General features: G+C 69.2%; 15 protein-coding genes. 5 read left to right on the top strand and 10 right to left on the bottom strand.

The window, feature by feature from the left end; all coding sequences use genetic code 11:
* Window positions 1-43: 43 nt before the first annotated feature.
* Window positions 44-952 (bottom strand): LysR family transcriptional regulator, encoded by a 909-nt coding sequence (locus tag A9976_RS19575; RefSeq protein ID WP_183020382.1) that lies wholly within the window; start codon window positions 950-952, stop codon window positions 44-46.
* A gap of 57 nt (window positions 953-1,009) precedes the next feature.
* Window positions 1,010-2,656, bottom strand: a complete 1,647-nt coding sequence (locus tag A9976_RS19570) for an iron ABC transporter permease (RefSeq protein ID WP_183020381.1) — start codon at window positions 2,654-2,656, stop codon at window positions 1,010-1,012.
* 199 nt (window positions 2,657-2,855) lie between these two features.
* Between A9976_RS19570 and A9976_RS19565 the strand changes: the two genes are divergently transcribed.
* The 4 genes from A9976_RS19565 to A9976_RS19550 all read left to right on the top strand — a co-directional run bounded on the left by A9976_RS19565 (window position 2,856) and on the right by A9976_RS19550 (window position 6,469).
* On the top strand, window positions 2,856-3,953 hold the full coding sequence (locus A9976_RS19565) for an ABC transporter ATP-binding protein (RefSeq protein WP_183020380.1): 1,098 nt from the start codon (window positions 2,856-2,858) through the stop codon (window positions 3,951-3,953).
* 97 nt (window positions 3,954-4,050) lie between these two features.
* On the top strand, window positions 4,051-5,418 hold the full coding sequence (locus tag A9976_RS19560; RefSeq protein ID WP_183020379.1) for a SpoIIE family protein phosphatase: 1,368 nt from the start codon (window positions 4,051-4,053) through the stop codon (window positions 5,416-5,418).
* Window positions 5,415-6,047, top strand: coding sequence for a SiaB family protein kinase (locus A9976_RS19555; RefSeq protein WP_183020378.1), 633 nt, complete (start codon window positions 5,415-5,417; stop codon window positions 6,045-6,047). Before A9976_RS19560 ends, A9976_RS19555 begins: the two co-directional genes overlap by 4 nt.
* Window positions 6,048-6,082: 35 nt before the next feature.
* Window positions 6,083-6,469 (top strand): DUF1987 domain-containing protein, encoded by a 387-nt coding sequence (locus tag A9976_RS19550; RefSeq protein ID WP_183020377.1) that lies wholly within the window; start codon window positions 6,083-6,085, stop codon window positions 6,467-6,469.
* Window positions 6,470-6,480: 11 nt separating this feature from the next.
* Here A9976_RS19550 and A9976_RS19545 read toward each other — a convergent pair whose 3' ends face one another.
* The 7 genes from A9976_RS19545 to A9976_RS19515 form a co-directional block, all read right to left on the bottom strand.
* Window positions 6,481-6,963 (bottom strand): GNAT family N-acetyltransferase, encoded by a 483-nt coding sequence (locus A9976_RS19545; protein ID WP_183020376.1) that lies wholly within the window; start codon window positions 6,961-6,963, stop codon window positions 6,481-6,483.
* Window positions 6,964-6,977: 14 nt separating this feature from the next.
* Complete coding sequence (locus A9976_RS19540; protein ID WP_183020375.1) at window positions 6,978-7,727, bottom strand: 1-acyl-sn-glycerol-3-phosphate acyltransferase; 750 nt, start codon at window positions 7,725-7,727, stop codon at window positions 6,978-6,980.
* A 2-nt stretch (window positions 7,728-7,729) separates the two neighbouring features.
* Window positions 7,730-9,025: a dihydroorotase gene (locus A9976_RS19535; protein ID WP_183020374.1), complete on the bottom strand. Its 1,296-nt coding sequence runs from the start codon at window positions 9,023-9,025 to the stop codon at window positions 7,730-7,732.
* A 243-nt stretch (window positions 9,026-9,268) separates the two neighbouring features.
* The gene (locus A9976_RS19530) at window positions 9,269-10,231 is read right to left on the bottom strand and encodes an aspartate carbamoyltransferase catalytic subunit (RefSeq protein ID WP_013804026.1); all 963 of its coding nucleotides are present in this window, start codon (window positions 10,229-10,231) and stop codon (window positions 9,269-9,271) included.
* A gap of 2 nt (window positions 10,232-10,233) precedes the next feature.
* Window positions 10,234-10,752, bottom strand: a complete 519-nt coding sequence (gene pyrR / locus A9976_RS19525) for a bifunctional pyr operon transcriptional regulator/uracil phosphoribosyltransferase PyrR (RefSeq protein ID WP_183020373.1) — start codon at window positions 10,750-10,752, stop codon at window positions 10,234-10,236.
* Window positions 10,749-11,207 (bottom strand): Holliday junction resolvase RuvX, encoded by a 459-nt coding sequence (gene ruvX, locus A9976_RS19520; RefSeq protein WP_183020372.1) that lies wholly within the window; start codon window positions 11,205-11,207, stop codon window positions 10,749-10,751. The genes pyrR and ruvX overlap by 4 nt, the downstream gene beginning before the upstream one ends.
* On the bottom strand, window positions 11,204-11,803 hold the full coding sequence (locus tag A9976_RS19515) for a YqgE/AlgH family protein (protein WP_012203507.1): 600 nt from the start codon (window positions 11,801-11,803) through the stop codon (window positions 11,204-11,206). Before A9976_RS19515 ends, ruvX begins: the two co-directional genes overlap by 4 nt.
* A 24-nt stretch (window positions 11,804-11,827) precedes the next feature.
* On the opposite strand from A9976_RS19515, the gene A9976_RS19510 reads away from it, so the two are divergent.
* A complete protein-coding gene (locus A9976_RS19510) occupies window positions 11,828-13,309 on the top strand; it encodes a deoxyribodipyrimidine photo-lyase (protein ID WP_183020371.1) in 1,482 nt (493 codons plus the stop codon).
* A gap of 38 nt (window positions 13,310-13,347) precedes the next feature.
* On the opposite strand, the gene A9976_RS19505 is transcribed toward A9976_RS19510, so the two are convergent.
* A partial coding sequence (locus A9976_RS19505; protein ID WP_183017419.1) for an integrase core domain-containing protein occupies window positions 13,348-13,566 on the bottom strand: 219 nt, incomplete at its 5' end.

The raw sequence follows: 13,566 nt of genomic DNA, 5'->3' as shown, positions 1-13,566 counted from the left end.
ATTCCGCTTGATGTGTCCACAAAAAGTGGACAGTGACTAAGACTCACTTCCCCCCGGCAAACAGCCTCGCCAACGCCTGGCCGATGGACTGGGCCATCAGCTCCCCCGCCGCACTCAACTGCCCCCTGGCCCGGCCGGTCAGCACCAGAGTCTGCCGCCGCAGATGCGCATCGCGCAAAGGCACGAAGACCAGGGCATTGCGGCTGCGCTCCTCCATCACGTCCAGCGGATTGAGCAGGGCAATGCCCTCGCCCAGCATGACCAGGCGCTGGATCAGGGCCATGGAGGTGGATTCGGCCACGGGCGTGACCTCGATGGCGTTGCGCGCAAAGGCTTCGTCCAGCAGCCCGCGGATGGACAGTGGCGGCGCTGGCAGGATGAGCGGATGGCCTATGCACTCGCTGAGCAGCACGGACGATTGGCGTGCCAGCGCATGCCGGGGCGGCACGATGGCGCCGATCTGCCATTCGCTGGTGGCCAGCGCGCGCAGCGCGGGGCGTTCGGACAGGTCGTAGGCCAGGCCCAGGTCGGCGTCGCCGCCTTCCACGGCGGCCGCGATGTCGGTCAGGGGCAGGTCGATGATGCGCACCACGATGCCCGGGTGGCGCTGGCGGAATTCATGCACCAGCGAGGGCAGCAACGAGCCGGCCAGCCCCGTGGTCGCGGCCACGGTGATCTCGCCGCTGCGCGCGCCCTGCAGTTCGGCAATGCGCTCGCGCAGCGCCGCATGCTCGCGCAGCGTGGCGCGCACATGGGCCAGCACCATCTCGCCCGTGGGCGTGAGACGCAATCGCTTGTGGATGCGTTCGAACAGGGGCGTGCCCAGCTCGGCCTCCAGGTCGAGGATCTGGCGGTTGACGGCCGTGGGGGCCACGTGCAGATGTTCGGCCGCCTTGCGGATGGAGCCGCGGCGGACCACTTCGTCGAGATAGCGCAGGACTCTGGCGTGCATGGCGCGAGCGTAGCGGGGTTTGCCAGGCCGCGCTTTGCAGCGCCCGGCAGCGCAGGCTCAGCGGGCCGTGCCCGGGCGCTCGGCGCGCAGCGTGCGGCTGAGCATGATCACGGGGATCAGGCCCACCAGCACCAGGGCCAGCGACGGCAGGGCGGCCTCGCCCAGGCGTTCGTCGCGCGCGAGCTGGTAGGCCACGACGGCCAGGGTGTCGCTGTTGAAGGGGCGCAGCACCATGGTGGCGGGCAGCTCCTTCATCACATCGACGAAGACCAGCAGCGCCGCCGCCGCCGTGGAGCGCCTGAGCAGCGGCCAGTGCACGCGCGACAGCATGCCCCAGGCGCCCGTGCCCAGCATGCGGGCCGAGTCGTCCAGGCTGGGCGCGATGCGCGCATAGCCGCTTTGCATGGACTGCAGGGCCACGGCGCAAAAGCGCACCAGGTAGGCCCAGACAATGCCCACGGCGGTGGCCGTGACCAGGCCTGCAAAGCCCCATTCGGGCCGCATCTGCTGGATCCAGCCCACGGGCAGCAGCAGGCCGACGACGACCACGGCGCCCGGCACCGCATAGCCCAGGCTGGCCAGTTGCACCACGCCGCGCGTGACGGCCGATTCCTTGTGGCGGCGCACGGCAAACGCCAGGGCCAGGGCGATGACCACGGCCAGCACCGAGGTGATGACACCCAGGCGCACGCTGTTGGCGGCCCAGTCGAGGAAGCGGTCCCAGGGCAGGACCGACCAGTCGGAAGCCAGCGGGCGCAGCATGAAGAACACGGGCGCCACGAATCCCATGAGCACGGGCAGCAGGCACACCAGCCATGCCAGCGCGCAGCGCCAGCCGCGCAGGCGCAGTGGCTGGGCCTCGGCCGAGCTGGCACGGCCCGTGCTGCCGGTGACGAAGCGCATGCGCCGCTGCGCGCGCAGCTCCAGCTGCAGCAGCAGCACGACCAGCACCAGCAGGAAGGTCGCCAGCTGCGCAGCGGCAATGCGGTTGTCCATGGACAGCCAGGCCTTGTAGATGCCCGTGGTGAAGGTGGGTATGCCGAAGTAGCTGACCACGCCGAAGTCGGCCAGCGTCTCCATCACCACCAGGGCCACGCCGGCAGCCACGGCCGGGCGCGCCAGCGGCAGTGCCACCGACCCGATGCGCCGCGACAGCGGCGCGCCCATCAGGCGCGCGGCCTCCATCAGGTGCGCGGCGCGCTCGCCCAGCGCGGTGCGCGCAAGCAGGTAGACGTAGGGATAGAGCGCGAAGATGAAGACCCAGACCGCGCCGCCCAGGCTGCGCACCTCGGGCAGCAGCCGGCCTTCCAGGCCATAGGTGTTGCGCAGCCAGGTCTGCAGCGGGCCGCTGAACTGCAGGAAGTCGGTATAGGCATAGGCCGTGACATAGGCCGGCATGGCCAGCGGCAGCAGCAGCAGCCATTCCAGCTGGCGCCGGCCCTGGAAGTCGAACAGCGTCACGGCCGCCGCCGTGCCCGTGCCCACGATGGCCGCACCCAGCGCCACCAGCAGGCCCAGCCAGACCGTGGTCCACAGGTAGCCGGGCAGCACGGTGGCCGCCATCTCGCGCAGGATGGAGCCGGCCAGGGCATCGCCCTGCCCCACGGGCAGCCAGGAGCCGAGCACGGCCAGCACGGGCAGCATCAGCACCAGGGCCAGCAAGAGCAGGGGAAGGGAGCGGAGTACGGACGACAGACGGCGCAAAGCGGAGGTCTCGGCTAGAGGATGAGGGGAGGATCTGGCTGCGGAACGGTGCGGGCGCCGCGGCTGCCTGCAGGCCGCCAGGCCCGTGCGCCGCGACCGGGCGCACCTCCGGTCTGCTGGAATCGGCGGCCGGGGCATGCCCCTGGTCCGCCAATGCAAATGCGAATTCTATTCATTTGCGCGACTCTACAATCGCCGCATGTTTTTGACCGTCTCCCAACTCGAGGTGCGCTACCCGGGCCGCGACCGGCCCGCCGTGCAAGGCGTCACGCTGAACCTGGCCGCTGGCGACATCGGCGTGCTCATCGGCCCTTCGGGCTGCGGCAAGACCACGCTGCTGCGCGCGGTGGCCGGCCTGGAGCCGGTGAGCGGGGGCGAGATCCGCATCGACGGCCAGCTCGTGGGCAGCGCGGATTTCTCGCTCCCTCCCGAGCAGCGGCGCATCGGCATGGTGTTCCAGGACTATGCGCTGTTCCCCCATTTGAACGTGGGCCGCAACGTGGCCTTCGGTATCCACCATCTTCCCAAGGCACGCCAGACCGAGCGTGTGGCCGAGGTGCTGGAGCTGGTGGGCCTGGCCGGCAGCGCCCAGCGCTTTCCGCATGAGCTGTCGGGCGGCCAGCAGCAGCGCGTGGCGCTGGCGCGCGCACTGGCGCCCAGCCCACAGCTGATGCTGCTGGACGAACCGTTCTCCAACCTCGACGTGGACCTGCGCGAGCGCCTGGCGCACGAGGTGCGCGGCATCCTCAAGGCCGCTGGCGCCACGGCGCTGTTCGTTACGCACGACCAGCTGGAGGCCTTTGCCATCGGCGACATGATCGGCGTGGTCCACCAGGGGCAGCTGCAGCAGTGGGACGATGCCTATTCGCTGTACCACCGCCCTGCCACGCGCTTCGTGGCGGACTTCATCGGCCACGGCGTCTTCGTGCCGGCCACGCTGGCGCCATCCGGGGCCGGTGGCGTGGTGGCGCGCACGGCGCTGGGCGATCTGGTCGATCCGGCCACCTGCCCGCTGCCCGCGCAGTTTCCGGGCGGCGAATGCGATGTGCTGCTGCGCGCCGACGATGTGGTGCACGACGATGCCTCGCCCGTGCAGGCGCGCATCCTGCGCAAGGCGTTTCGCGGTTCGGAGTTCCTCTACACGCTGGAGCTGGCCAGCGGCCACAGCGTGATGGCCCATGTGCCCAGCCACCACGACCATGCGGTGGGCGAGTGGGTGGGCATACGGCTGGACATGAATCACGTGGTCGCCTTCCCGCGAGAAACACAGGGCACCCCGCAGGCCGCAGCTGCCTGAACAGGCGGCCGATGCCGCGCCGTCCGGGCTTTTGTCATCCGACGGTCATGGGTGAAACCCAGAATCAGTCACATCTTGTGACAATTCAAGGCCACCCATGTTTGCTCTGGACCCCTCCTCCACGCAGCACCCCGCAGCGGATCACGTACCTGATCCTGCACCCATTCCCGCGCTGGCCCCGGCGCCCGCCGCGCCGCGCCTTGTGGCCCGCGCAGGCCAACTCAGCCAGCCCACGGCACCGATCCCCCCCGAGGCCAGCAACGAGGATGTGCACCGGCTGTTCAGCGAGCAGCCCCTGCTCGAAACCCTGGCCGTGGTGGCCGCTGACCGGCCGCTGGGCCTGATCAACCGCCAGCGCTTCATGGAGCAGTACGCGCGGCCCTTTGCACGCGACGTGTTCGGCCGCCGCAGCTGCATGGTCTTCACCGACACCGCGCCCATGGTGGTGGCGGCCGGCCTGCCCATCGACCAGCTGGTGCAGCAGGCGCTGGCCAGCGGCAGCCGCGTGCTCAAGGACGGCTTCATCACCGTGGAGGAAGGCCGCTACGCAGGCATAGGCACGGGCCACGCGCTGATGGCCGCCATGTCCGACATCGAGGCTGACAAGACACGCCAGCTCATGGCCAGCATCGACTACGCCAGCCTGATCCAGCGCTCGCACCTGGTCGAGTCCGACCGCGTGCTTGCCAGCCGGCTGGCCGACCACGGCCTGCTCTGGGAGCCGCGCGACGTGGTGGGCGGCGATGCCTATTTCTTCCGCGCCACGCAGCAGGGCCTGCTGGGCTGCATGTTCGACTGCACGGGCCACGGCGTGCCCGGCGCCTTCATGACGCTGATTGCGTTGTCCTTCCTGGAACAGGCCGTGGCGCCTGCTGGTGCCGGTGCCGCCATCGATCCCGGCGCCCTGCTGGGCCAGATGAACCGCTACATCAAGCGCGTGCTGCAGCAGCGCAGCCGCGACGTCCAGCCCGCCTGGAGCGCACCGGCAGCGCCCGCCGATGGCCTGCCCGCCGAAAAGGCCTCCAGCGACGGCCTGGACGCCGCGCTGTTCCTGCAGTCGCCCTGCGGCACGCAACTGCGCTTTGCATCGGCCCGGCTGGACCTGCTGGTGGCGCCGCCCGGCCTGCAGGAGGCGGCCCAGGTGCAAATCCATGCCGGCGACAAGCTGGGCATAGGCTATGCGACCACGCCCGACGACGCGGCCTGGGGCACGCAGGTGCTGGAGGTCGCGCCCGGCTCGCTGCTGATGGTGGCCACCGACGGCGTCATCGACCAGTTGGGCGGCCCGCGCCATATCGCCCACGGCAGAAAGCGCCTGGCGCGCTTTCTGCATGAGCAGCAGGACCGCCCCGCCGCCCAGGCCTGCGCCGAGTTCCGGCAGGTCTTCGCCCAATGGCAGGGCACGCAGCGCCGCCGCGACGATGTGTCGCTGCTGGTCTGGCGCAACCAGGCCCTGCAGCCATGAGCCCGGCCGAATTCGCGCAGCTGCGCGCCCAGGCCGAGCACAACGGCCTGCTGCTGTACTACGCGGGCACCTTCAACCCCAACGTGATCCAGGCAGCGGCCGACACGCTCAAGAGCCGCCTGGCCAGCGAGGACGGATCGAGCAGCGCCAAGCGCAAGCTGTTTTCCACCTTCATCGAAATGGCGCAGAACGTGCTGCACTACGCAGCACCCCTGCCTGCGCCTGACGCCGTGCCCCACCAGGCACTCGGCGAACCCGTGGCACAGGGCGCCATCGGCGTGGGCCGCATCGATGCGCAGGCCTGTGCCCAAGAGGCAGGGACCGATCAGGCGGCCGCCCGCTTCTGGATCGCCTGCAGCAACGCCGTGCGCAGCGAGCATGTGCCGCGCCTGGCCGCCAAGCTGGACGCCGTGCGCGCCATGAGCCACCCCGAGATCAAGGCGGCCTACAAGGCCCAGCTGCACAACACGGACCACGGCACCAGCGACGACATCAGCCGGGGCGCGGGCCTGGGCTGGCTGACCATTGCGCGCGACGCCTCGGCACCGCTGCAGTACCACATCGCCACGGGGGAGGACGCCGCCGAGACCGCGCCCCATGCCGTTTTCCACGTCAAGGCGCTGATCTGAACGCCGGGCGTCCTTCAACGAACCGAACTGCCGCCATGCAAGCACTGAAATCCGAACGCACCTCCGTCACGCCCGAAGTGGTCTTCTCGCCGGCCGAGCAGCTTTTGCGCATCGAAGGCGAGTGCTATCCCGAAAACCCGCTGCCCTTCTTCAACCCCATCCTGTCCATGCTGGGCCGGTATTTCGAGGCCAGCCAGCCGCCTCGTTTCGTGGCCGAGATGAAGCTGCAGTACATCAACAGCGCCTCCACCATGGGCCTGCGCTCGCTGTTCGCGCTGCTGGACCAGGCCGGGAAAAAGGGTACGGACATCCGCGTGGTCTGGGCCTTTGACGAGGAGGACGACGCCATCGAGGAACTGGGCGCCGACCTGGTGGAGGACTTCGCCAACCTGGTGCTGGAGCGACAGCCGTACAGCAACTAGGGGGCGGCCTTTCAGGCCAGCGGCTTGCCCATGAGCACCGTGGTCAGGCCGCAGTCCCATTCCTCGTCGGGATAGGTGTCCAGCGTGGCGTAGCCCTGCGCGGTGTAAAAGCCCAGGGCCTGGGTGTTGAAGCTGTCGGTCTCCAGCCGCACCTGCGCGTGGCCATCGTCACGCATGGCCTGCTCCGCATGGGCCAGCAGCGCACGGCCCACGCCGCGGCCCTGCCAGGCCGGCAGCACATGCAGGGCGCCGATGAAGTCATCCACGCGGTCCACGAAGCCGGCCACCACGCCATCGCACTCTGCCACCCGGAACAGGTGGCCGCGCGACTGCACGTACTGCGCAGTGCGGCCCGAGGCGCGGAACCGCGCATCCTTGTCCGCCGTCAGTTGCGGCTTCCAGGTGCTGTCGTAGGTGGCCCAGAGAACGGCGTTCAGGGCCGGAAGGTCATCAGGCCGCGAGGGCCGAAGCCGAAGCGTGAGAGTGTCTGTCATGTCGCTGGCAGCGTTCAGGCCTGGCGCAGCCGGTCCACCTCGGCATGCAGGTCCTGGGCCCAGACGCGGCGGTCGCGGGCTTCGGCCGTCTGAGGCTGCCCATAGTGGACGACGGCCACCAGGTCGTCGGCGCACAGCGTGCGCCAGATGGAGCCCAGCAGGGTTTCATCGCCCTCGTAGCTGGGTGCGTGGCTGATCTGGCCCGTGGCGCCGTCGATGAAGCGCAGGCCCACGGGCAGCACGGGCGCATCGATCTGCACGGCCGCCTGCAGCAAGTTGGCATGGAAGGGCAGCAGCTTGCGGCCGTCGCCCGTCGTGCCTTCGGGGAAGATGGCCAGGATCTCGCGGCGCTGCAGGGATTCCTCCATGCTCTGCACCATGCGCCGCGCATCGCGGCGCGAGGTGCGCTCGATGTACAGCGTGCCCGCCGCCGTGGCCAGCGTGCCGATCAGCGGCCAGCCCTTGACGTCGGACTTGGAGATGAAGCGGCAGTGCCGCGCCGCATGCAGCACGGGAATGTCGAGCCAGGAAATATGGTTGCTGACCATGAGCATGGGGCCCTGGCGCGGCGGCTCGCCCTGGATCTCCAGGCGCACGCCCGCATGGGCCAGCAACTGCAGGGCCCAGGCCTGCACATGGGCGTGCTGGCGCGCCTCGGGCAGCTGCGGAAAGCGCAGGGCCACGATCCACAGCCCCTTGCACACATGGCCGAACAGGCGCGCTGCGCGCAGCGTGGCGCGCCCTCCCCTGCGCAGACGGCTCATGTTCAGCGGCGTTCGTAAGCGATACGGCCATCGACCAGCGTGCAGCGCACACGGGCCGGCAGCTCGTAGCCGCCGAAGGGCGTGCTCTTGCCCTGGCTGGCCAGCTCCTGGGGCTTCACGGTCCAGGCCGCCTGCGGATCGACGATGCACAGGTCGGCCACGCCGCCCTCGGCCAGGCGGCCCAGCTGTTCCTGCAGCTCGCCCAGCGCCGATCCCAGCACCTGCACGGGCGATGACGTGATGGCGGCCAGCGCGCGGCTCAGGGGCACGCCGCCTTCCTGCGACCACTTGACGGCCAGCGACAGCAGCAGTTCCACGCCCGTGGCGCCGGGCTCGGCCTCGGCAAAGGGCAGGACCTTGGCGTCCTCATCGACGGGCGTGTGGTCGGAGACCAGGGCGTCGATGGTGCCGTCGGCCAGCGCGGCAGACAGCGCATCGCGGTCGCGCTGCTGGCGCAGCGGCGGCGTGACACGCGCGCTGCTGTCGAAGTAGCCGATGTCGGTATCGGTCAGGTGCAGCGAGTTGATGGACACGTCGGCCGTGACCTGCATGCCTTCGGCCTTGGCGCGGCGCACCAGTTCCACGCCCGCGGCGCTGGACAGGCGGCACAGGTGCACGCGCGCCTGGGTGCCGCGCATCAGCTCGAAGATGGTGTGCAGGGCAATCGTCTCGGCCGCCACGGGCACGCCCGACAGGCCCATGCGCGTGGCCAGCGGGCCGCTGGCGGCCACGCCCTTGCCCAGGTACAGCTCCTGCGGGCGCAGCCACACGGTGTAGCCGTAGGTGGCCGCATACGCCAGCGCGCGCTGCAGGGTCTGGGTGCTGGTCATGGGCACTTCGGCCTGGCTGAAGCCGATGCAGCCGGACTCGGTCAGCTCGGCCATCTCGGTCAGCACCTCGCCCTTGAGGCCCAGCGTCAGCGCGCCCAGCGGGAACAGGCGCGACTGGTGCAGCTTCTCGGCGCGGAACTTGAGCATCTCCACCAGGCCCTGCTCGTCGAGCACGGGGTCGGTGTCGGGCGGGCAGACCAGGCTGGTCACGCCGCCGGCCACCGAGGCGGCCATCTCGGACTGCAGCATGCCCTCGTGCTCGTGGCCGGGCTCGCGCAGGCGCACGGCCAGATCGACCAGGCCCGGCAGCACCCAGCAGCCGGCGGCATCGATCTCGCGTTCTGCGGCAAATCCCTCGGGCGCCTTGCCGATGGCCAGCACCTTGCCGCCATCGATGGCCACGTCGGCCTGCTGGTCAAAGCCCCGTGCGGGGTCCATCACCCGGCCGTTGCGTATGAGTATCTTCATGGTTTGCTACCCCGTAGACCGCAGGCTGCGCATGGGCTGCGGCCTGCGGCGATCAAAAACATTTGCATTCACAAAAAGCGCCTGGACTCAGTCCAGGACACCGGGCATGGAAAAAGCATGGCCCATCTCAGGGACGCCGAGCAAAGGCCGCCCTGCAGCGAGGGCGTCGCCAGCTGCCCGTACGCCCCCTCCCGCGTAGCGAGAGAGGGGGAAGCGACGCAGTCGCTCAGGGGGTGCTTCATTTCAAGCCTCGTTGCCGGCCACTATCGACATGACGGCCATGCGCACGGCGATGCCGAACGAGACCTGCGACAGGATCACGGCCTGCGGGCCATCGACGACCTCGGAGTCGATCTCCACGCCGCGGTTGATGGGGCCCGGGTGCATGACGATGGCGTCCGGCTTGGCCAGGCGCAGCTTCTCGGCCGTGAGGCCGAAGCTCTTGAAGTATTCCTGGCTGGATGGCAGCAGGGCGCCGCTCATGCGCTCGTTTTGCAGGCGCAGCATGATGATCACGTCGCAGTCCCGGATGCCCTCTTCCAGCGTGTGGAAGACGCGCACGCCCATCTGCGACAGGTCCGGCGGCACCAGGGTGCGCGGGCCGACGACGCGCACTTCGGCCGCGCCCAGCGTGGTCAGCGCATGGATGTCGGAGCGCGCCACGCGCGAATGCAGCACATCGCCCACGATGGCCACGCGCAGGTTGGCGAAGTCCTTCTTGTAGTGGCGGATGGTGTACATGTCCAGCAGCCCCTGCGTGGGGTGGGCGTGGCGGCCGTCGCCGGCATTGACCACGTGGACATGGGGCGCCACATGCTGGGCGATGAGGTAGGGCGCGCCCGACTCGCTGTGGCGCACGACGAAGATGTCGGCGGCCATGGCCGAGAGGTTGGCGATGGTGTCCAGCAGCGACTCGCCCTTGCTGGCCGAGCTGCGCGCGATGTCCAGGTTGAACACGTCGGCCGACAGGCGCTTGGCCGCGATCTCGAACGTGGTGCGCGTGCGCGTGCTGTTCTCGAAGAACAGGTTGAACACGCTCTTGCCGCGCAGCAGCGGCACCTTCTTGACCTCTCGGTCATTGACGCTGACGAAGTTGGCCGCCGTGTCCAGGATGTGGGTCAGGATGTCCTTGGACAGTCCTTCGGTGGACAGCAGGTGGATCAGTTCGCCGTTCTTGTTGAGCTGGGGATTGCGCTTGTACAGCACGGTCAGGCCTCTTGGATGCGGAATTGGAAGACGCCGGCGTCATCGCGCGCCAGCGACAGCAGGCGGTCGGCCGGCAGCGCGATGCGCGCCGCGGCAAAGTCGGCCTGGAAGGGCAGCTCGCGCCCGCCCCGGTCCACCAGCACCGCCAGGCGCACGCAGGCCGGGCGGCCGTAGTCATAGAGTTCGTTGAGCACGGCGCGCACGGTGCGGCCGGTGTAGAGCACGTCGTCCAGCACCAGGATGTCGGCACCGTTGACCTCAAAGTCGATCTGGGTCTGGGCGCTGGTGGCCATGCCGCGCTGGGCGAAGTCGTCGCGGTGCAGGGCCGAGGACAGCACGCTGGGGTTGCCGGGCAGGTTCAGGTCCTTGTGCAGCCGCTCCACCAGCCAGGCGCCACCCGAGGTGATGCCGGCCAGGCGTGTCTGGGGCCCCATGAGGCTGCGCACGCCGCGCAGCAGTTCGCGGTACAGGGCCTCGGCGTCCAGCACCAGGCTGCCGGCTCCCGCAATGGTTTCACTCATGGAAGACTCCTCAAAAACTGTTCAAGAATGATGCAGGCCGAAGCCGCATCGGCATCCCTTGCGCCGCCGGCCAGGGCCTCGGTGGTGCTGTAGCGCTCGTCCACCTCGTAGACAGGCAGGCTGAAGCGGCTCTTGAGCTGGCGGCCGAATTTCTTCGCCCGCGCCGTGTTCTCGTGCGCATTGCCGTCGGGGTGGTAGGGCACGCCGATGACCAGCGCATCGGGCTGCCACTCCTTGATGCGCTCGCCGGCCTGGGCCAGGCGGGCCTCGCCGGCCTCGGCGCGGATGGTGGGCAGCGGGTTAGCCGAGCGCAGCATGCGCGTGCCCACGGCGCAGCCCGTGCGCTTGGCCCCGAAGTCGAAGGCCACGAAACTCTGGAAATGGGAGGGAACGGTGGGCGGCACGGCTGTGCCGGCTGCCGCTGCTGCCTGGGACTCGGGAGCGGGCAGGCTCATGCGCGCCCCGCTTCGGGCGAGATCATCCAGCGCTGCAGGCCCAGCAGGCCCAGGGCGCGGTCATAGCGGTCATCGACCGGGGTGTCGAAGATGACGTTGGCGTCGGCGCCCACCGTGAGCCAGGCGTTTTCGGCCAGTTCCGACTCCAGCTGTCCCTCGCCCCAGGACGCATAGCCCAGGGTGACCAGCAGGCGCTTGGGGCCTGCGCCGTCGGACAGGGCTTCGAGCACGTCCTTGGAGGTGGTCATCTCCAGGCCACCGGGAATGGTCATGGTCGAGGCGTAGGCGGACTCGTCGTCGGGCGCGCCTTCGATGACCATGGGGTCGTGCAGCACAAAGCCGCGATCGGTCTGGACGGGCCCGCCGTTGAAGACACGGTTGCCGCGAAGGTCCTCGCGGCCCAGGGCCAGATCCACCTTTTCCAGCAAGCCTTCCAGCGTAAGCTGCGAGGGCTTGTTGATAATCAGACCGAGCGCACCGCGCTCGCTGTGTTCGCACAGGTAGATCACACTGCGCGAGAACGCTTCGTCTTCCAGGCCAGGCATGGCAATCAGGAAGTGGTGCGTCAGATTGATAGGCGCAGTTTCAGCAGACATAACCACGGATTTTACCGGCGATCCATGCCACCTTCTTACCCTGTGGGCTTGGTCTGGCTGCGGCGCGACCTGCGCCTGGCCGATCACGCCGCCCTCTACCATGCGCTGCGCCAATGTCGGCAGGTGCATTGCGTGTTCGTGTTCGACGACGACATCCTCGCCCCCCTGCCCCGTGCAGACCGGCGCGTGGAATTCATCTGCCAGAGCCTGGCGGGCCTGGACGATGCGCTGCGCGAGGCCTCGGGCCGCGCCGACACCGGCCTCATCTTGCGCCGCGGCCAGCCCGCAGGGCAGATCCCGGACCTGGCCCGGCAGCTCGGCGCCCAGGCCGTGTTCTGCAACTGGGACGACGAGCCCGACGCCCTGGCCCGCGACGCCCGCGTGCGCCAGGCCCTGGCAGCCGAGGGCGTGGCCCTGCACAGCTTCAAGGACCACATGGTCTTTGCGCGCGACGAGGTGCTGACCCAGGCCGGCGCGCCGTTCTCGGTGTTCACCCCGTACAAGAACGCCTGGCTGCGCCAGATCACGCCCTTCTTCCTGTCCGCCTATCCCAGCGAGCGCGACCTGCCCGAGCGCCTGGCCCCGCGCCCCGAAGGTGAGCGGCACCCCGTGCCCACGGCAGCCGAACTGGGCTTTGAAGCCGGCACACTGGACGGGCTGCGCCTGCCCACGGGCTGCGCTGGCGCCGAGGAACTGCTGGCCGACTTTGTGCCGCGCCTGCCGCGCTACAAGCAGGCGCGCGACTTTCCCGCCGTCAAGGGGCCCAGCTACCTGAGCGTGCACCTGCGCTTTGGCACCGTCTCCATCCGCCGCCTGGCACGGCTGGCCTGGGAGCAGACGCAGAGCCAGCCCCATGATGCCGAGGGAGCCGCCACCTGGCTGTCCGAGCTGATCTGGCGCGACTTCTATTTCCAGATCCTGGCCCACCATCCGCACGTGGTGCACGCCAGCTTCAAGCCCGCCTACGACGCCATCGTGTGGGACACCGGCCCCGAGGCCGATGCGCTGTATGCCGCCTGGTGCGAGGGCCGCACCGGCTATCCGCTGGTGGATGCCGCCATGCGCCAGCTCAACACCACGGGCTACATGCACAACCGGCTGCGCATGGTGGCGGCCAGCTTTCTGGTCAAGGATCTGGGCATAGACTGGAGCCGGGGCGAGGCCTGGTTTGCGCGCCAGCTCAACGACTTCGACCTGGCGGCCAACAACGGCGGCTGGCAATGGGCAGCCTCCACGGGCTGCGACGCCCAGCCCTGGTTCCGCATCTTCAACCCCATCACGCAAAGCCAGAAGTTCGATGCCGATGCGCGCTTCATCGAGCGCTACGTGCCCGAACTGGCCCGCCTGCCCGCCGCGCTGCGCCACGCGCCCTGGCAGGCCCGGCCGCTGGAGCTGGCCGAGGCCGGCGTGGTGCTGGGCACGGACTACCCCCATCCCGTGGTGGACCACGCAGCCGCGCGCGAGCGCACGCTGGCCCGCTACGGCGTGGTCAAGCAGGCCGGCTGAAAGACCTGCTGGTGACCCGTCCTGCCATAGGTTGACACCTATGAAGGACACCGATCCGGCGTAATCCAGCCGGCCAGAGACGCCCGATGAACCTCATCGGGCGTTTTCAATTTTAGGGACAGGTGCGGTCTTTCCTGGTTGTAGATCTGCACGGCCTGCTGGACCATCCGGCTGGCCTGGGCCAGATCGGCAGGCCGATGCAGCAGGAACTCCATCTTCAAGATCCCGTTGACGCGCTCGGCCAGCGCGTTCTGATA

The sequence above is a fragment of the Delftia sp. UME58 genome (genome assembly GCF_014170385.1).
In the GTDB taxonomy this organism is placed as follows: Bacteria; Pseudomonadota; Gammaproteobacteria; order Burkholderiales; family Burkholderiaceae_C; genus Comamonas; species Comamonas acidovorans.
Note: the sequence above shows the minus strand (reverse complement) of the source record. Positions and strands in the feature narration are given on the sequence as shown.

Excerpts from the sequence above, each read along its gene's own strand:
- A9976_RS19575 (WP_183020382.1), bottom strand. The coding sequence starts at position 952 with ATGCACGCCAGAGTCCTGCGCTATCTCGACGAAGTGGTCCGCCGCGGC.
- A9976_RS19565 (WP_183020380.1), top strand. The coding sequence starts at position 2,856 with ATGTTTTTGACCGTCTCCCAACTCGAGGTGCGCTACCCGGGCCGCGAC.
- A9976_RS19560 (WP_183020379.1), top strand. The coding sequence starts at position 4,051 with ATGTTTGCTCTGGACCCCTCCTCCACGCAGCACCCCGCAGCGGATCAC.
- A9976_RS19555 (WP_183020378.1), top strand. The coding sequence starts at position 5,415 with ATGAGCCCGGCCGAATTCGCGCAGCTGCGCGCCCAGGCCGAGCACAAC.
- A9976_RS19550 (WP_183020377.1), top strand. The coding sequence starts at position 6,083 with ATGCAAGCACTGAAATCCGAACGCACCTCCGTCACGCCCGAAGTGGTC.
- A9976_RS19545 (WP_183020376.1), bottom strand. The coding sequence starts at position 6,963 with ATGACAGACACTCTCACGCTTCGGCTTCGGCCCTCGCGGCCTGATGAC.
- A9976_RS19540 (WP_183020375.1), bottom strand. The coding sequence starts at position 7,727 with ATGAGCCGTCTGCGCAGGGGAGGGCGCGCCACGCTGCGCGCAGCGCGC.
- A9976_RS19535 (WP_183020374.1), bottom strand. The coding sequence starts at position 9,025 with ATGAAGATACTCATACGCAACGGCCGGGTGATGGACCCCGCACGGGGC.
- pyrR (WP_183020373.1), bottom strand. The coding sequence starts at position 10,752 with ATGAGTGAAACCATTGCGGGAGCCGGCAGCCTGGTGCTGGACGCCGAG.
- ruvX (WP_183020372.1), bottom strand. The coding sequence starts at position 11,207 with ATGAGCCTGCCCGCTCCCGAGTCCCAGGCAGCAGCGGCAGCCGGCACA.
- A9976_RS19515 (WP_012203507.1), bottom strand. The coding sequence starts at position 11,803 with ATGTCTGCTGAAACTGCGCCTATCAATCTGACGCACCACTTCCTGATT.
- A9976_RS19510 (WP_183020371.1), top strand. The coding sequence starts at position 11,828 with ATGCCACCTTCTTACCCTGTGGGCTTGGTCTGGCTGCGGCGCGACCTG.